Annotated in this window: 18 protein-coding genes; 3 read left to right on the plus strand and 15 right to left on the minus strand. The window is 69.6% G+C overall.

Going from position 1 to position 19099, the window contains the following annotated elements:
* Positions 1-97 precede the first annotated feature (97 nt).
* Together ACP699_RS09470 and ACP699_RS09475 are read right to left on the minus strand one after the other, a co-directional pair.
* On the minus strand, positions 98-2359 hold the full coding sequence (locus tag ACP699_RS09470) for an ABC transporter ATP-binding protein (protein WP_055866170.1): 2262 nt from the start codon (positions 2357-2359) through the stop codon (positions 98-100).
* A complete protein-coding gene (locus tag ACP699_RS09475) occupies positions 2356-4083 on the minus strand; it encodes an ABC transporter ATP-binding protein (RefSeq protein ID WP_055866173.1) in 1728 nt (575 codons plus the stop codon). Before ACP699_RS09475 ends, ACP699_RS09470 begins: the two co-directional genes overlap by 4 nt.
* A 267-nt stretch (positions 4084-4350) precedes the next feature.
* On the opposite strand from ACP699_RS09475, the gene ACP699_RS09480 reads away from it, so the two are divergent.
* Together ACP699_RS09480 and ACP699_RS09485 are read left to right on the plus strand one after the other, a co-directional pair.
* The gene (locus tag ACP699_RS09480; RefSeq protein WP_426170775.1) at positions 4351-5433 is read left to right on the plus strand and encodes a hypothetical protein; all 1083 of its coding nucleotides are present in this window, start codon (positions 4351-4353) and stop codon (positions 5431-5433) included.
* Positions 5430-5828, plus strand: a complete 399-nt coding sequence (locus tag ACP699_RS09485) for a GntR family transcriptional regulator (protein WP_127483100.1) — start codon at positions 5430-5432, stop codon at positions 5826-5828. Before ACP699_RS09480 ends, ACP699_RS09485 begins: the two co-directional genes overlap by 4 nt.
* 142 nt (positions 5829-5970) lie before the next feature.
* On the opposite strand, the gene ACP699_RS09490 is transcribed toward ACP699_RS09485, so the two are convergent.
* A complete protein-coding gene (locus tag ACP699_RS09490) occupies positions 5971-7032 on the minus strand; it encodes an enoyl-CoA hydratase/isomerase family protein (protein WP_055866180.1) in 1062 nt (353 codons plus the stop codon).
* Positions 7033-7147: 115 nt separating this feature from the next.
* On the opposite strand from ACP699_RS09490, the gene ACP699_RS09495 reads away from it, so the two are divergent.
* Positions 7148-9151, plus strand: coding sequence for an ATP-binding cassette domain-containing protein (locus ACP699_RS09495; RefSeq protein WP_302793621.1), 2004 nt, complete (start codon positions 7148-7150; stop codon positions 9149-9151).
* Positions 9152-9251: 100 nt separating this feature from the next.
* Here ACP699_RS09495 and ACP699_RS09500 read toward each other — a convergent pair whose 3' ends face one another.
* The 12 genes from ACP699_RS09500 to hemE form a co-directional block, all read right to left on the minus strand.
* Entirely contained in the window at positions 9252-9701 is a 450-nt protein-coding gene (locus ACP699_RS09500; RefSeq protein WP_017829539.1) for a hypothetical protein, read from the minus strand.
* A gap of 203 nt (positions 9702-9904) precedes the next feature.
* Positions 9905-11227 (minus strand): glutamate-1-semialdehyde 2,1-aminomutase, encoded by a 1323-nt coding sequence (gene hemL / locus ACP699_RS09505; protein ID WP_314472910.1) that lies wholly within the window; start codon positions 11225-11227, stop codon positions 9905-9907.
* 22 nt (positions 11228-11249) lie between these two features.
* Entirely contained in the window at positions 11250-12227 is a 978-nt protein-coding gene (gene hemB, locus ACP699_RS09510) for a porphobilinogen synthase (RefSeq protein ID WP_426170779.1), read from the minus strand.
* Entirely contained in the window at positions 12224-13021 is a 798-nt protein-coding gene (locus ACP699_RS09515) for a uroporphyrinogen-III synthase (protein ID WP_017829542.1), read from the minus strand. The genes hemB and ACP699_RS09515 overlap by 4 nt, the downstream gene beginning before the upstream one ends.
* A complete protein-coding gene (gene hemC / locus ACP699_RS09520; protein ID WP_055866189.1) occupies positions 13018-14013 on the minus strand; it encodes a hydroxymethylbilane synthase in 996 nt (331 codons plus the stop codon). Before hemC ends, ACP699_RS09515 begins: the two co-directional genes overlap by 4 nt.
* Before the next feature lie 4 nt (positions 14014-14017).
* Positions 14018-14698: a hydrogen peroxide-dependent heme synthase gene (hemQ, locus tag ACP699_RS09525; RefSeq protein ID WP_017829544.1), complete on the minus strand. Its 681-nt coding sequence runs from the start codon at positions 14696-14698 to the stop codon at positions 14018-14020.
* Between the two features lie 79 nt (positions 14699-14777).
* A complete protein-coding gene (locus tag ACP699_RS09530; RefSeq protein ID WP_426170783.1) occupies positions 14778-15050 on the minus strand; it encodes a hypothetical protein in 273 nt (90 codons plus the stop codon).
* A complete protein-coding gene (locus ACP699_RS09535) occupies positions 15037-15444 on the minus strand; it encodes a phage holin family protein (protein WP_017829546.1) in 408 nt (135 codons plus the stop codon). Before ACP699_RS09535 ends, ACP699_RS09530 begins: the two co-directional genes overlap by 14 nt.
* A 1-nt stretch (position 15445) precedes the next feature.
* Positions 15446-15883 carry a hypothetical protein gene (locus tag ACP699_RS09540; protein ID WP_055874683.1) on the minus strand — a complete coding sequence of 146 codons (438 nt, stop codon included), beginning with the start codon at positions 15881-15883 and terminating at the stop codon, positions 15446-15448.
* Positions 15884-16038: 155 nt separating this feature from the next.
* The gene (locus ACP699_RS09545; protein ID WP_426170786.1) at positions 16039-17604 is read right to left on the minus strand and encodes a protoporphyrinogen/coproporphyrinogen oxidase; all 1566 of its coding nucleotides are present in this window, start codon (positions 17602-17604) and stop codon (positions 16039-16041) included.
* Positions 17605-17630: 26 nt separating this feature from the next.
* Positions 17631-17963 (minus strand): metalloregulator ArsR/SmtB family transcription factor, encoded by a 333-nt coding sequence (locus ACP699_RS09550; protein WP_017829549.1) that lies wholly within the window; start codon positions 17961-17963, stop codon positions 17631-17633.
* A 51-nt stretch (positions 17964-18014) separates the two neighbouring features.
* Positions 18015-19037, minus strand: coding sequence for a uroporphyrinogen decarboxylase (gene hemE, locus ACP699_RS09555; protein ID WP_426170788.1), 1023 nt, complete (start codon positions 19035-19037; stop codon positions 18015-18017).
* Positions 19038-19099: the final 62 nt, after the last annotated feature.

Here is a 19099-nt window from a genome sequence, read left to right on the forward strand (position 1 = left end):
GAGCGCGTCGTGCGCCTCCCGGTCGCGTGACCAGCACAGGACGACGCCCCACCCCGCGTGAGCGGAATGGGGCGTCGTCCTGTGCTGTGCCCGCAGATCAGGAGCGGCGGGCGGAGCCGTCCGCTCCGTCTTCCAGCAGAGCCTGCGCAGCCGCTGTCTCCGCGGCCGGCACCTGGGCACCCACCGAGGCTCCGGCCACGGCGGCAGCGGCCTCCGCAGCGGCGCCCTCGGCGTCGGTCGCCTCACCCGTGACGACGACCGGGGTCGCCCCGGTGAGTGCGTCGTCGGCGTCGATGTCGGTCGCCGCCTGCTCGAACTGCGACTGGTACAGACGCCAGTAGGCGCCCTGCGCGGCGATCAGCTCGTCGTGCGTGCCCTTCTCCACGATGTCGCCATGCTCCATCACCAGGATGAGGTCGGCGTCGCGGATCGTCGACAGACGGTGCGCGATCACGAACGACGTACGTCCTTCACGGAGCGCGGCCATCGCGTGCTGCAGCAGCAGCTCGGTGCGGGTGTCGACCGCCGAGGTGGCCTCATCGAGGATGAGGATCGACGGCTGCGCGACGAAGGCTCGCGCGATGGTGATGAGCTGGCGCTCACCCGCCGACACGTTCGCTGCATCCTCGTCGAGCACCGTGTCGTAGCCCTCGGGGAGGGCGTGCACGAAGCGGTCGACGTAGGTCGCTCTGGCGGCGGCGAGAACCTCGTCATCGGTCGCGGTGGAGCGTCCGTAGCGGATGTTCTCGCGGATGCTGCCGGCGAACAGCCACGGATCCTGGAGCACCATTCCGGTGCGTGAGCGCAGCTCGTCGCGGGTGACCTCGGCGATGTCCTGGCCGTCGAGCATGATCCGCCCGCCGCTGAGCTCGTAGAAGCGCATGATCAAGTTGACCAGCGTCGTCTTCCCCGCCCCGGTCGGGCCCACGATGGCGACCGTCTGCCCGGGCTCGACCCGGAACGACAGGTCGCGGATGAGCGGACGCTCCGGCGTGTAGGAGAACGCGACATTCTCGAACTCGATCACGCCCTTGCCCTCCACCAGATCGGGAGCGTCGGCGTCATCGGCCTCCTGCTCGTCGGCGTCCAGCAGCTCGAAGACACGCTCGGCCGATGCCGTTCCGGACTGCACGACCGCGGCCATGCCACCCAGCTCGGACAGCGGCTGCGTGAACTGCTGCGAGTACTGGATGAACGCCTGCACGTCACCGAGACGGAGCTGACCGTTCGCGACCATCAGACCGCCGAGCACCGCGATGCCCACGTAGCTGAGATTCCCGACGAACATCATGGCCGGCATGATGATGCCGGAGAGGAACTGCGCCTTGAAGCTCGCCTGGAACAGCTCTTCGTTCTCGACCTGGAACCGGTCAAGCGCATCCTTCTCGCGTCCGAAGACCTTCACCAGCGCGTGGCCCGAGAATGCCTCCTCGACACGGGCGTTCAGTCGACCGACCTTGCGCCACTGCATGCCGAAGGCCTTCTGCGACCGCGGTCCGATGATGCCGAAGATCACTCCCATGAGCGGCAGCGTGACCAGGGCCACGAGCGCGAGCTGCCACGAGATCGAGAACATCATGACGAGCACGCCGATCACGGTGAGCACCGAGGTGAGGGCACCGGAGAGCGACTGCTGCATCGTCTGCGTGATGTTGTCGATGTCGTTGGTGACGCGCGAGATCAGCTCGCCGCGCTGCACCTTGTCGAAGTAGGCCAGCGGCAGGCGGTTGATCTTCGCCTCGACGGACTCGCGCAGTCGCCACATGGTGCGGACCATGATCACGTTGATGACGTAGCCCTGGATCCAGGTGAGGAAGGCCGCGGCCACATAGATCCCGAGGACCGCCGCGATGACGAGCCGCAGCGCGTCGAAGTCGACGCCCTGGCCGACGGTGAAGTCACCCAGCGCCCCGACCTGGTTCGCGAAGTCGTCTTGGCCGCCGGCTCGCAGGGCCTCGACGACGACGTCCTGCGACGTGCCGGCGGGGAAGCCGGGGAACCCGTCGGTCGGCTGTCCGAGCTGGATGGAGATGAAGCCCTTGTAGACGAGGTTCGTCGCCTCGGCGAGCACCTTGGGCGCCGCGACCGTCAGGACCACGCCGATCGCGCCCAGGATCGACACGAAGACGAACCAGATGGCCGACGGCTTCAGCAGCCCGATCATGCGCGCGAAGCTGGGGCCGAAGTTGTCGGCCTTGCCGGGTGCGACACTGTCCCAATCGCCGGAGTTCTGACGCGCCTGCTCGGCGAGCTCGGCCTCGTACTTCTCCTCGGCGCTCAGCTCGACCTCGGCCACGGCGGGCGCCGCCTTGCCGCGGCCGCGCTTGGCCTTGGCCTGGTCGTTGTCCTGCGCGCTCATGCGTCCACCCCCAGCTGCGACTCGACGATCTCTCGGTAGGTGTCGCTCGTCTCGAGCAGCTCCTCATGTGTGCCGACGCCGACCATGGTGCCGCCGTCGAGGACGACGATGCGATCGGCATCCGTGATCGTGGAGATGCGCTGCGCGACCACGATCTTCGTCACGTGCGGGAGCTCGCGCCACAGTGCCTGGCGGAGCCGGGCATCGGTCGTGAGGTCGAGGGCCGAGAACGAGTCGTCGAAGACGAGGATCTGCGGCTGGTGCACGATCGCACGGGCGATCGCGAGTCGCTGACGCTGACCGCCGGAGACGTTCGTGCCGCCCTGGGCGATGCGGGACTCGAGGCCGTCGGGCATCTCTTCGACGAAGTCGCGGCCCTGAGCGATGTCGAGTGCGTGCCAGAGCTCTTCGTCCGTCGCCTCTTCGCGGCCGTAGCGCAGGTTCGACGCGACGGTGCCGGTGAAAAGGAACGGACGCTGCGGCACCAGGCCGATGCTGTCCCAGAGGGACTCGACGTCGGCTTCGCGCACATCGGTGCCGCCGACATGCACGGCACCCCCCGAGACGTCGAACAGACGCGGGATGAGCGACACGAGGGTCGTCTTGCCCGATCCGGTGGATCCGACGATCGCGACCGTCTCGCCCGGCTGCGCGGCGAAGCTGATGCCGGTGAGCACCGGGGAGTCGGCTCCGGGGTAGGTGAACTCGACGTCGTCGAGTGCGACGGCACCGGGGACCGGGAACTCCGTGACGCCGTTCTCGGGGCGGACCAGAGTGGACTCGGAGTCGAGCACCTCGCCGATGCGCTCGGCCGAGACCGCGGCGCGCGGGATCATCATCGCCATGAAGCTGGCCATGATGACGCCGCCCATGATCTGGCCGATGTACTGCATGAAGGCGAACAGCGTGCCCACCTGCACCGTGCCGTTGTTGACCTCGATGCCGCCGAACCAGATGACCGAGACGACGGTGACGTTGAGGATGAGCATGAACAGCGGGAACAGCAGCACGAAGAGCGAGCCGACCTTGCGCCCGACCACCATGATGTCGGTGTTGGCGCCGCGGAAGCGCTCCTCCTCGATGCGCTCGCGCACGAAGGCGCGCACGACGCGGACACCCGTGAGCTGCTCGCGCATGATGCGGTTGACGTTGTCGAGCTTGCCCTGGTAGCTGCGGAACAGCGGCACCATGCGCCCGATGACGACGGCGGCCAGGATCAGCAGCAGCGGCACCGAGACGGCGATGAGCCAGCTCAGGCCGACGTTGGTCTGGACGGCGAAGATGATGCCGCCGATCGCGAGCAGCGGTGCCGTGACGAGCATGGTGGCACCCATCATCGCGAGCATCTGCACCTGCTGCACGTCGTTCGTGTTGCGGGTGATGAGCGAGCCGGCACCGAACTGCGAGACCTCGCGCTCGGAGAAGCCGCTGACCTTGCCGAACACGTCGGCGCGGATGTCGCGGCCGGCGCCCATCGCGGCGCGCGCGGCGAAGTACGTCGCGGTGACGGAGGCGATGATCTGCCCCAGCGAGACCGCGAGCATGAACAGACCGGTGCTCCAGATGTACGCGGTGTCACCGCGGGCGACGCCCTTGTCGATGATGTCGGCGTTCAGGCGCGGGAGGTAGAGGGTCGCCGCCACGCTGGCGAGCTGGAAGACCAGCACCGCGAGCAGCAGCCATCGGTATCGGGAGAGATAGCGGAGGAGGATTTTTCCCAGCACAGGCGGACTTTCTAGGAAGGATGAAGCGGCGGATTTCTCGGCAGACGGATGCCGACCGACAATCGGCCACAAGACAGAGTGCCACGATCCACGGACATTCGTATCCCCCTCACGGTGGACCTTCGCTCACAGCGAACCGCCTCCCGCTCCGATCAGCGGTTTCTCCGCGCGGACGAACGACGAGCGTGACGAGCATCCTCCCCTCATTTGTATTTACTCACTGATACAACTTGTGATAGACATATGACACAAAGAGGACGGACTCCCATGCTCACGACCACCGCATCCCCGATCGACGCCGGCCAGCGGATCGAACCCGGCCCGTGGCTGTTCGACCCCTGGCAGCTGTTCGGCGCTCTCCTCTCGATGCCGTGGGTGTCGCTGATCGTCGCGGCGATCATCGCGATCGCGGTCACCGTCTCGCCGCGCTGGCGCGCACGGAGCGAGAGCCGCGCGCGCCTCACCCCGGCCTCATCCGGCGGGGTCTTCGCGCGCTACGCGCCAGAGCACCGCGTCCTCGGTCTCGTCGCGATCTCGGTGATCGTGATCTTCGTCGCCGAGAACCTGATCACCCGCTACGCCCTGAACCTCTACAACGTGGTCTCCTGGTGGCGATACGCGACTCCGGTGTTCACGGCAGGGGTGGGCATCGCCGTCCTGCTGACCCTGATCGTCACGAGGGGCAGCAGGCCGGCCGAGCGGCCCGTCGTGTCCCCGCGTCGCACCTGGCTGAGCTTCAGTTCGCGCATCGGCTCGGCCGGCGCCGCCGTCGCGCTGCTCGCACTCACCGCCACCACCGTGCTCGCCGGGCTCGCCTCCTCGAACATCGACGGCGGTCCGTACGTGTTCCTCGAGATCGACGTGCCCAACGAGACGATCGATCCGATCCGCCCCTGGTTCTACGGCTGGGCCTACGGCGTCCCCGTCCTGATCTGCACGGCCGCCCTCGTCGCCGTGAGCGTCGCCGCGCTGCATGCCAACGCGGCTCGACCCTTCCTACGCCCGGAGACCGTCCTCACCGAGCAGCGCGAGCGCCGCGACATCGCGACGGGGATCACACGGCTCGCGATTTCGAGCGCGTTCCTCGCCCTCGCGGGGGCATGGCGGTTCATCGCCGAGGCCGGCTCGATCGGCGGACTCACCGTCGAGGGCGACGGTCGCAGCGACTCCTACGACGCCGCCTGGCGATACGGCGAGATCGCGGCCGTCGGCGGATGGCTGGCGCCTGCGCTCGAGATCGCGGCCTTCGTGCTGCTGCTCCTCGTGACCGCGCAGCTGTGCCCGCCGGGCTACGACTTCGAGCGGACCGACGACGCCGAGACCTCCGCCGATCGGGAGGCCGTGCGATGAGCGCGACCCCCCGACTCTCCCCGGCAGACGATGCGAATCCGGCACTCGACATCTACCGGCAGCTGCGCGGCCTCATCGTGTCGGGTCAGCTGGGCACCGGGGAGCGGTTGCCGACTGTCCGACAGACGGCGAGCGACCTGGGCGTCGCCCCCGGAACCGCGGCGCGCGCGTACAAGATGCTCGAGGGCGAGGGGCTGGTCGTCTCGCGCACGGCTGCGGGTACGAGGGTCGCCGAGACGGCGGGGGTTCTTCCTGCCTCGGTGATCCGTCGCATCCGCGATCTGGTCGACGAGGCCGATGCCAGCGGGTCCGACCCGGATGACGTCGTCGACGTGCTCCGTGCGATCTGGCAGTCGCGGTCGATCCCCGGCCCTGCCCCCGCGGCCTCCGAGTAGGCCTCGAGCTCACCGGAGTTCATCCGTCGGGAGTTCCGGTGTCCAGCGTGCCGAAACCGCCCGTTCTGCCCGACAACCGTGCATCCTCCCGACAGGTGAACACGCCCTCGCTCAGAACACCCGGGCTCAGAACAACCCGGGCTCAGAACAGGGCGGGCTGCGGAACGTACGCGCGCGCGGGGGCACCGGCGTCCGGAGCGAGCTCGGCCAGGGTCGCCGGGTCCCACTTCGGGTTGCGATCCTTGTCGACGATCTGCGCGCGGATGCCCTCGACGAGGTCGGGGTGCTCGTTCACGAACCACATCACGCGGCGGTACTCGCCCTCCAGTGCCGCGCGAAGCCCCGGCAGGTCGCGCGCCTCGCGCACGGCATCGAGCGTGACCGTGAGGCCGGTCGGCGCGAGACCCTCGAGGAGATCCGCGGTTGCGGCGGCATCCGTCGTGCCCTGCGCCTGCAGGCGTTCGATGATCTCGCCCACGGTGGGAGCGGAGAAGGCCTCGTCGATCCACTCCCTCGACGCGGGCAGCTGCGAGGGCTCGGGCGTCTCGTCGAACAGCAGCACGATCTCGCTGGGGCTCGTCGGGTCGGCGCGGAACGCGAGAGCCTCGCTCAGCGCCTCGAGGCGCTCCGACGGCACGTAGTGATCGGCGAACCCGAGATAGACGGCATCCGCTCCATTCATCACGGCCCCGGTGAGGCCGAAGTACTCGCCGAGCCGTCCGGGCGCACGGCCGAGCAGCCAGGTGCCGCCGACATCCGGCGTGAATCCGATCCGCGTCTCGGGCATCGCGAGCTGGGAGCGCTCCGTGACGATGCGGATCGCGGCGTGACCGGCGAGCCCGATCCCGCCGCCCATCGTGATGCCGTCGGCGAGGGCCACCACCGGCTTGGGGTACTCGGCGATCATGGCGTTCAACGCGTACTCGGCGCGGAAGAACTCGGCGGTCTGCTCGGCCTGCCCTGCCACGATCTGCGCGTGCAGTGCGCGCACGTCGCCGCCGGCGCACATGCCACGCCCGCCTGCCCCGTCCAGCAGCACGATCTGCACGTCGGTGTCGTCGCGCCAGGCGTTCAACGCCGCGGTGAGGGCCTGGATCATCTCGACGTCGAGGGCGTTGATCGCCTCGGGGCGATTGAGCGTGAGCCGCCCGAGCGCCCCTTCGGTGCGGACGAGGACACGGGATGCAGCGTGAGAATCGGTCACGCTCGCCAGGCTACCCCTTTCGGCAAACGGCGGTATTCCGCGCGAAATGCGGGATCCGACAGGCTTTTCCGGCAGGATAGGGAGGAACTGTTCAAAATGCGACGAGAGGTCACGGATGCCTGAAGGACAGGTGCTCGAGTTCACGCACGTGACGAAGCGCTTCAATGAGGTGACCGCCGTCTCGGACTTCTCCGCGCGCGTCGAGCCCGGTGCCGTCACCGCCTTCCTCGGCCCGAACGGAGCCGGCAAGACCACAACGCTGCGCATCCTGCTCGGTCAGGTGCGCGCCACATCCGGCACGGCGACCATCGGCGGCGCCACCTACGCCGAACTCCGCCAGCCGTTGCGTACGATCGGCGCGGTGCTCGAGGAGACGGTCTACCGTCCTCGCCGCACCGCCGAACGCCAGCTGACCATCGCCGCCAAGGCGAACGGCATCCCCCTGTCGCGCGTCGGCGAGGTGCTCTCGCTGGTCGGCCTCGAGGGCGAGGGCGACTCCCGCATCGGCGGCTTCTCCCTCGGCATGCGTCAGCGGCTCAGCGTCGCCCACGCGCTCCTCGGCGACCCCGGCGCCCTCGTCTTCGACGAGCCGGCCAACGGACTCGACCCCGAGGGCATCCGCTGGATGCGCCTGCTGATGCGACGTCTCGCCGACGAGGGACGCACCGTGCTCGTGTCGTCGCACGTCCTCAGCGAGGTCGAGCAGGTCGCCGACAACGTGCTCGTGCTCTCGAAGGGCACGCTCGTACTTGCCAGCGGCATCGAGACTCTCGCCGACCCCAAGGGCGGCTCCGTCATCGTCGACGCCGCTGATCGCGCCGCGCTGACGGCTTCGCTCATGGCGGCCGGATTCGACATCGAGGTGCTGCGTTCGGGCTTGACGGTGCGCGGCGGAGATGCCGGCACGGTCGGCGCCGTCGCCGCCGAAGCGGGAATCGCCCTGAGCACCCTGGTGCAGCGCGGACCGACGCTCGAAGACGTCTTCATCGATCTGATGCGCGGGGGCCGTTTCGCACCGAACGCTGCGACGACCCCGCCGCAGCTCGCCGCGCCGGCACCCTCGGAGGCGATCTCCGAAGAGGCCGCTGCCGACGAGCGTGCTTCCGAAGACGCGGCAGACGTTTCCGAACCGGCTCCCGCCGATTCGGTTGTCGCCATCCCGGTCGCCGCAGCTGCCGCATGGGCGGCCGAGGCCGCCGCTGCCCCTGCGGGCGCAGCCGTGGCCGACGACCTCGCCGCATCCGTCGACACGGACCACGACCGCACGGAACAGGAAAACACCGAGCAGGTCGACACCGAGCAGGTCGCGGATGAGCCTGACGCTCCTGCCGCCGACGTGGACGTGGATGCCGACGTGGACGCGGCGACCGAAGAGGCGGGCGAGGCCGCTGAAGGCGACGCATCCGCGGACGCCGCGGTGGTCGACGGACTGGAGACTGACGACCAGCAGACCGACGGCGAGCAGACCGACGGCGAGCAGACCGACGGCGAGCCGGGTCACGACGTTCAGGACGACGCGGTCTCCTTCGAGGAGGCCCCGGAACGGTCGTTCGATGAGATCCTGTTCGGTGCTGCAGCACCGACCGCGGTGAACGACGCCTCTGCCGAGGACGCCGACGGTGTTGCCGCCGTATCGGTCGACGCCCCCGGCTCCGAGGAGGTGCACGGCGACGAGGACCACAGCGGTGTCGAGATCTTCGCCGATCTCCACGACGCATCCGAGGATGACGAGGCCCCCGCGTCCGACGCCGGCTCCGACTCCGACTCCTCCCCTGTCGACGACGAAGACCCCCGCTCTGCGGCGGTGAGCTCGATGCTCGCCGCGGCGGCGCGTGCGTATTACGAGGACGAGCCCAAGGACTACCCGCTGAGCGCGGAGAGCGAGACGGCGGCCAGCGACGACACCCCCGCAGAGGGCGCGCACTGGACCGTCGCATCCACCGGCGTCATCGACACCGTGCCGCTCGCGGAGTCCTCGGGTCACTCCGAGACGGACGAAGCCGGTCACGACGCGTCAGAGCACCCGGAGTCCGGCACCGAGGAATCCGGCCCTGCCGATGTCGATCAGAACCATGCCGACAACGAGAATCACGACGGCGACGAGCACCACCACAACTGAGCTTCAGCTGACATGGAACGCCCTCCGGACCCGCAGGTCTGGAGGGCGTTCTTCGTTCAGAGGAGGTCGCCGCACCCAGCGTGAGCTCCGGAGCTGCAGGTCAGGCGGGCCGGGGCCGGATGACGGGCCGACGGCGGCCCTTCGAGACGGGCACCGGTGCGGTCGCCACGATCTCTTCGACGTTCGCCGGTTCGTCGGTCACGTCGAGGCGCAGTGCCTGCGTGAGCGCGAGCCCGTGACTCGTGGTGAGGATCAGCCGTCGGTACTGCTCATCGCCCTCGAGGTCGATCACGACACTCGGGCGACGCCGGCGGATCAGCACGAAGTCGAGGCTGCCCGCGGCCTTCCAGCTGCCCGCAGCGAGCACACCGGGGATGTGCGTCCCGGGGTTGGGGACTCCACGCAGCCAGGTCCAGGCATCTTCTGTCAGCTGCACCTTGGTGATGGTGTCGCGCGCGATCCGGAGGTTGTCGCGGTGGAAGGTGGCGGCACGTTCGATCGGCGAGAGCACGACCTCGAGTTGCGTCTGGTCCAGCAACAACGTCACCATGTCACCCAGTCTGCCAGCGCCGTCCTGCCAGTTGTCTGGAAGTTGTTCACAGGAACGCAACGATCCCTTGTCGATCAGCACCAGTCATCATGATCCCTTCCCCGTGATTCGAACATATGTACCATACTCGATTCACTGCCGGGTACGCGAATGCCACCGATCAGCGCGCCGCGCCGACCGATGTCCTTCCGACCGGAGTCGCGTTACGGGCGCGCGGCTGCCGCGGCAGCCGCAGCAGCGGGGAGGGCAGCCTCGATCTGCTGCAGCTCTTCCTCGCCGTGCGCTGCGGTGAGGAACCAGGCCTCGAACACGCTCGGCGGAAGAGCCACGCCCTGCTCACGCAGCGAGTGGAAGAACGGCGCATAGCGGTAGGACTCCTGCGCCTGAGCCTCGGCATAGTCCCTCGGCGCCGATGCCCGGAAGGACGCGTTGAACAGGTTGCCGGCGGTGGCGACCGCGTGCGTCACACCCGCTGATGTGAGAGCGGCATCGAGAGCAGCGGACACCCGTGCGGCCGCCGCGTCGACGGTCGCGTAGACCTCGGGCGTCGCGAGCCGCAGCGTCGCGAGCCCCGCAGCGACCGAGAGCGGGTTCCCGGACAGCGTCCCTGCCTGGTACACCGGTCCGAGCGGAGCCAGCAGGTCCATGATCTCGGCTCGTCCACCCAGCGCCGCCAACGGCATCCCCCCGCCGACGACCTTGCCGAAGGTGAAGATGTCGGGCAGATAGTCCTCGCCCGCTGCGGCCTGCAGACCCCAGAACCCTGCCGGGTGCACGCGGAATCCGGTGAGCACCTCGTCGATGATCATCAGGGCACCGTGCGCGTGGGCGGTCTCGGCGATCAGCCGGTTGAACCCGGGCATCGGCGCGACGACGCCCATGTTCGCCGCCGATGCCTCGACGATGACGGCGGCGATGCGCGGACCATGCTCGGCGAACACCGCAGCCAGCGCATCCGGGTCGTTGTAGCCGATCACGAGAGTCTGGGCCGCGATCGGCGCCGGAACCCCGGCAGAACCGGGAAGGGCGAGCGTGGCGACACCCGAACCCGCTTCGGCGAGAAGACCGTCGGAGTGACCGTGGTAGTGCCCGGCGAACTTCACGAGCAGGTCGCGACCGGTGGCGCCCCGCGCGAGGCGGATCGCCGTCATGGTCGCCTCGGTTCCGGTGGAGACCAGACGCACGCGCTCGACAGGACGGACCTCGCCGAACCGCACGCGGTCGGCGATCAGCGTGGCGAGCTCGACCTCGCCCTCGGTCGGCGCGCCGAAGGACAGGCCGCGGGACGCCGCCTCCTGCACCGCCGCGACGATCTCAGGGTGCGCGTGACCGAGCAGGGCAGGACCCCACGAAGCGACGAGGTCGACGTACTCACGACCAGCCGCGTCAGTGACCCGCGCCCCCTTCGCGGAGGCGAGGAACCGCGGCGTCCCGCCGACCGAACCGTAGGCGCGCACCGGCGAGTTGACCCCACCGGGGATCACCGCGCGGGCAGCGGAGAACAGGTCGTCATTGCGGTCGGTCATGAAGGAGAGCTCCTCGGAGAAGTCAGTCGCGCAGCCAGCCGGCCGCTTCGGTGGCCCAGTAGGTGAGCACCGCATCCGCACCGGCGCGGCGGATGGAGAGAAGGGATTCGAGGATGGCCGCACGACGGTCGATCCAGCCGTTCGCGCCGGCGGCTTCGATCATCGCGTACTCGCCGGACACCTGATATGCCCACACGGGAATACTCACCGTGTCGCGAACCTCGCGCAGCACGTCGAGGAAGGCCATGGCCGGTTTCACCATGACGATGTCGGCACCCTCGGCCTCATCGACGACAGCCTCGCGCACGCCCTCGCGCCGGTTGCCCGGTTCGAGTTGGTACGTGCGACGGTCGCCCTTCAGCTGAGAGTCGACCGCCTCGCGGAAGGGTCCGTAGAAGGCGCTCGCGTACTTCGCGGCGTAGGCGAGCAGAAGCGTGTCGGTGAAACCCTCGGCGTCGAGCGCCCTGCGGATCACCGTGACCTGGCCGTCCATCATCCCGGACAGCCCCAGCAGCTGAGAGCCGGCACGGGCCTGCGCCAGCGCCATCGAGGTGTACCGCTCGAGCGTCGCGTCGTTGTCGACGGACCCGTCGGCGGCGAGCACGCCGCAGTGACCGTGATCGGTGAACTCGTCCAGGCACAGATCGGTCTGCACGACGAGCGCGTCGCCGACCTCGGAGGCCAGCGCTTCCGTCGCGACGTTCAGGATGCCTCGCGGATCATCGGCGCCGGAGCCGACGGCATCGCGCACCGCGGGCACGCCGAACAGCATCACGCCGCCGACCCCCGCCTCCGCGGCCTCGACCGCGGCTGCGCGCAGCGAGTCCAGCGAGTGCTGAGCGACACCGGGCATCGACCCGATCTGCACGGGTTCGGCGATGCCTTCGCGCACGAAGAGGGGCAGCACGAGCTGCCGCGGCTGCAGCGAGGTCTCGCGCACGAGGTCGCGCACCGCACGAGACTGACGCACTCGCCTCAGCCGGACATCGGGAAAGCTCACGGCGCGAACTCGTCGGCCGCGTGCGGAAGCGTGAAGTGCGAGACCGCATCGATCAGGGCGTCGATGGTCTGACGGTCGGCGACGACCGACACCGGCAGACCGGCACGCTGGGCGTCATTCGCCGTGCGTGGTCCGATCGCCGCGAGCAGCGTGTCATCGGGGATCTCCGGGAACTGCTCGCGCACCTGCTCGGCGACAGAGCCGCTGGTGATGAGGATCGCGTTGATCCGGCCGTTCTCGACGTCGCGGCGGATCCGTTCCGTGACCGGCACACCGACCGTGCGATAGGCGACGACGCCATGTACGTCATGACCCGCCTCGGAGAGCAGTCTGCTGAGCACGGGCTTCGCGATCTCGCTGCGAAGGGCGAGGATGCGACGCGGCTCCTTCTCGAGGGCTATGAGCTGCTGCGCCATGCCCTCTGCCGAGTTGTCCTGCTCGGGGACCAGTGTGACCTCGTAGCCGACCGCCTGCAGCGCCGCCGCGGTCGTCTCGCCCACGGCGGCGATCTTGGTCTCCCGCGGCACCGCCGCCCGGTGGGCGAAGAGCACGTCGACGGTGGTGGCGCTCGTGACCGTCAGCCAGTCGAACTCGCCCGCGGCCAACTGCGCCAGCGCGGTGTCGAGCGTCGCCTGATCCGTCGTCGGGGCGAAGTTGATCAGTGGTGCGACGACCGGCACGGCGCCCAGCGCCCGCAGACTCGCGGCGACGCTGTCGCCCCACGGCCCGCCACGGGGCACGAGGATGCGCCAGCCGTCCAACGGTCGGTCCTGCTTGATTTCGGAAGTGGTCATGAGGATTGCTCTCGGGATACGAGGCCGGCCGCCCCTTGATCGAGCAGCCGACGGGCAACAGTGAACCCGAGCTCGCGCGCTGCGTGCATCGGGTCTGCACCATCGGCAGCATCCGCTCCATTGCCACTGCCGTTCCGACGAATATACTCCCCGTTCAGGTCTTCCGTGACGTCGAGGCCGATCCGGCGCCCGCCGTCGGCGGCATAGACGACCGTCCTGACCCGGATCGAGGAGCCTTCGACCACCGCATGCGCGGCCATCGGCGCCTGGCATCCTGCGTCCAATCCCTGCAGGATCGCGCGTTCCACCGTGATGGCCAGACGAGTATCGGTGTCGTCGAGACCGGCAAGGGCCGCGAGCAGCTCCTCCGGCGCATCCGCGCGGGTCTCGACGGCGAGCGAGCCCTGCCCTGGCGCGGTCGGCCATTCGGCGAGACCGAGCTCCTCGCGCCGCAGCGGCGTCTCCGCGCCGAGCCTGGAGAGACCTGCCGCCGCGAGGATGACCGCATCCAGCTCACCCGATGTGACCCGGGCGAGACGGGAGTCGACATTCCCGCGGATGTCGACGACCTCGGCCTTCGGCGCGCGTCGATGCACCTGCGCGATGCGACGCGGCGACCCTGTGCCCACCGTGCTTCCCGAGCGCAGCTCGTGCAGCGGGGTGCCGTCGCGGGTGAGGACCACATCGCGCGGATCCTCGCGCTTCGGCGTCGCCGCGATCACGAGGCCCTCGGGGACGGCGGTCGGCAGATCCTTCAGGGAGTGCACGAGGAAGTCGCACTCGCCCGCGAACAGAGCCTCGCGAAGACGCGTGGCGAAGATGCCCTGACCGCCGATCTCGGAGAGCGAGGCACGATTCGTGTCGCCCTCGCTGGTGATCGGGACGAGCTCGACCCGGCGCCCCGAGAGCTTCTCGAGGGCTGCGGCGACGTGACCCGACTGCGCCTGCGCGAGCGCGCTGCGGCGGGTGCCCAGACGAATGGGGGTACTCATGGGCTTACTGGAGCACGTCCGCGATCTCGTCGAACCGGAGCCTGCGCCCGGTGTAGAAGGGCACCTCCTCCTTCACGTACATGCGAGCGTCGGTGTAGCGGAGATCGCGCATCATGTCGACGAGGTCGGTGAGCTCATCGGCTTCGAGCGGCAGCAGCCATTCGTAGTCGCCGAGAGCGAAGGAGGCGACGGTGTTGGCGAGAACGCCCGTGAACGCGGCGCCCTTGCGTCCGTGGTCGGCGAGCATCTTGCGACGCTCCTCCTCCGGGGCGAGGTACCACTCCGGCGTGCGCACGAACGGGTACAGGCACAGCCAGTCCTTGGGGTCCATACCCCGCAGGAAGCCCGGGACGTGGGAGCGGTTGAACTCCGCATCGCGGTGCACGCCCATGACGTTCCACACCGGGAGGAGCGAACGCAGCAGCTCGGTGCGACGCAGGCGACGCAGCGCCTTCTGCAGCTCCTCGGCGGTGTCGCCGTGCAGCCACACCATGAGGTCGGCGTCGGCCTTGAGTCCGGAGACGTCGTAGAAGCCGCGGACGGTGACACCCGAGTCCTCGATGTAGGAGACGATCGTCTCGAGCTCGGTCGAGTCGTTCTCCGTCACGGGGAGGTCGGGGTTTCGTCGCCAGACAGCCCAGAGGGTGAAGCCGGACGGGTTCTCATCGCGCTCTTCGGACATCATGCTCCCCAGTCTGCCTCGTTTGCGCAGGAGCCGCTAATCACCCCGGAGGGCTGCTCGCGGCTTCCCGGAATGCTGCGCCTCAGCGCGAGATGAAGCGCGCGATCGCCCAGATCGCGCCCCCGACTGCGGCAGCGATTCCGACGGCGGCGGCGATCGCGCCGATCGGGTTCCGATCGGCGAACACGCGGGCCTTCGCCACCGCACGTGTCGACGCCTTCTCGACCCGGCGCGGGATGTTCCCCTTGACCTCGATCGCCGCGAGGGCGGCCTTCAGCTCGGCACGGGCCGAAGCGACGGGGTCGACGATCCCGCCGGGAACGGCGGTGCGCGGCAGCGACTCAGAACTCGTCATCGCCGGCCTCCTTCACGAGTCGGATGTCTTCGGCGACGGCCTGCGCCGGGTTCTGGCGCGCGAGCACCTTGCGGAACTTGAGGATCCCGAGCAACGCGAACAGCAGCACCGCGAGGATCAGGATGCCGAACACCGCGATCGCCGAGAGCCACACCGGCCACCAGGACGACAGCCCGGCGATCGCGAAGACGAGGATGACGGGCACGGCCCAGAACAGGAAGAACAGCGCGACGAGGAACCACACGGAACCGATGCCGGCATCCTTCGAGGTGCGCGAGACCCACGCCTTGGCGGCGTCGATCTCGGCCTTGACCAGATTCGTGACGAGTTCCGGCAGATCTCCGAGGAGAGTCAGCAGGCTGTCGTCGGCGCGATCGCGGTATCCGCGGGGCATCTCAGGCGCCGGACTTCTTGGGGGCGGGCTTCGCAGCCGGCTTCTTGGCCGCCGGCTTCTTGGCGGCGGGCTTCTTCGCAGCGGGCTTCGTCGACGTCGCGGTGGACTTCGCAGCCTCGACCGCTTCCTCGGTCGCCTCGGCGAGATCTTCTGCCGCCTCACGGCCGGTGGCGATGGCGGAGTCGAGTCGCTGACCGGGCGTGCCCGAGCCGGTGACGGACTTCGCGACCTTCACCACACCGGTCCAGAGCGCACCGGGAACGGCCGCAGCCTTGTCGCCGACGAAACCCTTGACCTTGGTGACCTGCTCCTGCACGGGGTCGAGGTGCCACACCTTGAGCCACTGCGTCTTGATCTGCTCGTAGCGCTCACGTCCGGCACGGGTGCCGAGCACGTAGCCCACGCCGAGCCCGACGACGAGTCCGATCTTCCCCTTCATGGGGTCTCCTCACCTTGTTCCGGTAGTCCGGCCAGATTCGCCCGGTTGGGACCGACCGCAGGCATTCGCCCCCCGCGACCAGGTACCCAGCGTAACCCCGTATGCCGAATTCGGCATCTATGGGTCAGAGGGTTGACACAGACCGCTCCCGCACTTCAGGACTCCCCGTCCCACAACAGGGCGCGGCGCAGACGGTCGGCCTCGTCCCGTGCGTCGGGGATCACCTGGGCGAGTCCGGTCCCCGCGAGCCAGGCGCCGACCGCGGCCACGCCGGGCACCGCCTCGACCGCTGCACGTGCTGCGGTGCGCCGCCCCCCTGAGCCGATGATCGAGGCGGGCTGCGACTGGATGAAACGGCCGCGATGCGAGGCGATGACAGCCTCGGGGGCGATGGCGACTCCCAGCAGGGCGGCGGCTTCGCGCCGTGCGAGGTCTGCCGCCGCGGCGTCGTCCAGGCCCGCGGTCGCTGCGGGTTCCCCCTGGGCGCCGAACGACACCCGCACGATCTGCCGGGCACCCGCGGCGTCGCGCACCCAGCCCCACTTGGCGGTCGAGTGGGTGAGCGCCTTGGCGGTGTGGCTGCCCGGAACGGTCAGCACGCCGGTTCCCCTCGGGGCGGCGGCGAGTTCCGGCGCGTCGAGGACGAGGGTGACGATCTCGATCTCGGGCGATGACGCGGCCTCCGTCGTGGCGAGGGCCGGCACCGCGGAGGCGAGGAGCTTCCGTGCGGCCGACTCGGGCGTCGCGATGATGACGGCGTCAGCGTCGAGCTCCTCGACCACCGGCTCCAGAGGATCCGTTGCGGCGCTCTCGCCGCTTTCCTCCGCCCTCACCTCGACCTCGACCGCGACCTCAGCCTCGGTCTCGACCGACCAGCGCGCCCCGGTCTTGCGCACGGTGCGCACCCGCACTCCCGTGCGCACCTCGGCACCGAGGCGAACGAGGTCGGCGGCGAGGGCATCGACCAGCGTGCTCAGGCCTCCCGAGAGCCCCTCGACGGCCGCTCCCGGCGTCTTCGCGGCCGCCTGCGCTTCCGCGGCCTTCTCCGCGGCGTCATCGCGCAGCGTCTGCACCGCGCCGGAGAGGGAACCCACCCGGGTCAGTGCGGCGTTGAGCCCCGGCGCTGCGACATCGATGTCGACATCGTCGGGAGACGCCGAGTAGACGCCGGTCGTCACGGGGGCGACGAGTCGATCCCGCACCTTCGCCCCCATGCGCGACGCGACGAGCTTTCCGAGACTGAGCTGGTGCCCGATCGTGAGGGGCGGGCGCACGCGGTCGAGGTAGGCGCGCCAGACGCCCGACCATCCGATGATGCGGCGGACGTCGGGCTGGAACGGATTGGCGGGGATGCCGAGGATGCCGCCCACAGGGAGCGGCGCCGCGCCCACACCGGGGATTCCGGCCAGCCATGCCCCGCCCGGCTTCGGGAGCACGATGCGGTCCGCCAGGTCGAGCTCCTCCACGAGGGCGCGCACGAGTCCACCCCTGGTGGCGTAGCTCTCGGCCCCGGCGTCGATGGTGACACCGTCGAGGTCGACCCGGCGGATCGAGCCGCCCAGTGTCTCCTCCGCCTCGAGCACGGTGACGCGCATTCCGACCTTCGCGCACTCCCGCGCAGCGACGAGACCCCCGATGCCACCGCCCACCACGACGACATGCGTGTGCGCCGCGCGGGCGGCGAGGTCGGACGGCTCGGCGGAGGAGGGCTCGGGGCTCATGCCCTCAATTCTCGCACCGGGGCGGTTCAGGCCTCGACGGGCTCGGAGGCTCCGCGTCCGCGCTTGCGGACCTCGCGCAGCACGATCTGCTCGGGGCACACCGTCGAGAGGAAGTCGCCGACCGAGAGCGCGAGCCGCTCACCCACGAGGGAGTAGAGGATGCGGTTGGCATCGCGGCGCTCGCTGATGAGGCCCGCCTGGCGCAGCACGCTCAGGTGACGGGAGATGGTCGGGCCGCTCGCGGAGAAGCGCGACGCGATCTCGCCGGCCGCGAGCTCACCGTCTTTCAGGTCCTGCAGGATCTGACGTCGTGTGGGGTGGGCCAGCGCCGCGAAGATGTCCGTCGCGCTGTCAGTCATGGTTGCAATATAGCACCTTGGCTAGATAGCTCTCGGCGCGTGGCCTGACCGTCAGATCGTGTGCGCCAGCTCGACGATGCGGGTGAGCTGGTCGGGGTCGGTCTCCGGGGGCACGCCGTGGCCGAGGTTGAGGATGTGGGCGCGCGCCGCACGGCCGCGCTCGACGACGTCGCGCACGTGCGCCTCCAGCACCGACCAGGGGGCTGAGAGCAGCGCGGGGTCGATGTTGCCCTGCACCGTGACATCCGGTCCGAGGATCGCGGCGGCTTCGTCGAGCGGCTGGCGCCAGTCGACGCCGACGCCATCGGCCACACCGTCGAGGCGCATATCAGCGAGGAACGGTCCGGTCCCGACGCCGAAGTGGATGGTCGGCAGGCCGATGCCCGAGAGCGCCGCGTGGGAATGCGGGGCGACGAAGGCGCGGTAGTCAGCGGTGCTGAGGGATCCGGCCCAGCTGTCGAAGAGCTGGACGACGGATGCTCCGGCGTCGCGCTGCGTCTCGAGGAAGCGGCGAGAGACCTGGGCGAGCCAGCCCGCGAGACGGTTCCACGAATCCGGGTCGGAGTGCATCATGGCCCGCGCGCGCAGATGCTCCTTGGAAGGGCCGCCCTCGACGAGGTAGGCCGCGAGCGTGAAGGGCGCTCCTGCGAATCCGATCAGCGGGGTGTCGCCGAGCTCGGCCGTGACGAGCCGCACAGCCTCGGCGATCGCCGTGCCGTCCAGGTCGTCCGGGTCGATGGCGGTGATGCGGTCGACGTCGGCCGCCGTGCGCACCGGGTTCGCGAACACCGGGCCGCGACCGGGCTCGATCTCGACCTCGACACCGGCGAGGCGCAGCGGGATGACGATGTCGCTGAAGAACACGGCCGCGTCGACCCCGTGACGGCGCACCGGCTGCAGGGTGATCTCGGCGGCGAGATCGGGGGTGAGGCAGGCGTCGAGCATCCGGGTCCCGACGCGCAGGTCGCGGTACTCGGGAAGCGACCGGCCGGCCTGCCGCATGAACCACACCGGGGCGTGAGGGGGACGGTCGCCGGCGAGGGCGCGCAGGAGCGGGGCGTCGGAGAGGGCCATGCGTCCATCCTCCCACCCGACCCTTATGGAGCCGCCGAGTCGACCTGTCGAACCCTCCCCCG

Origin of the sequence: Microbacterium sp. DWRC1-3 (assembly GCF_049896645.1) — a bacterium.
In the GTDB taxonomy this organism is placed as follows: Bacteria; Actinomycetota; Actinomycetes; order Actinomycetales; family Microbacteriaceae; genus Microbacterium; species Microbacterium maritypicum.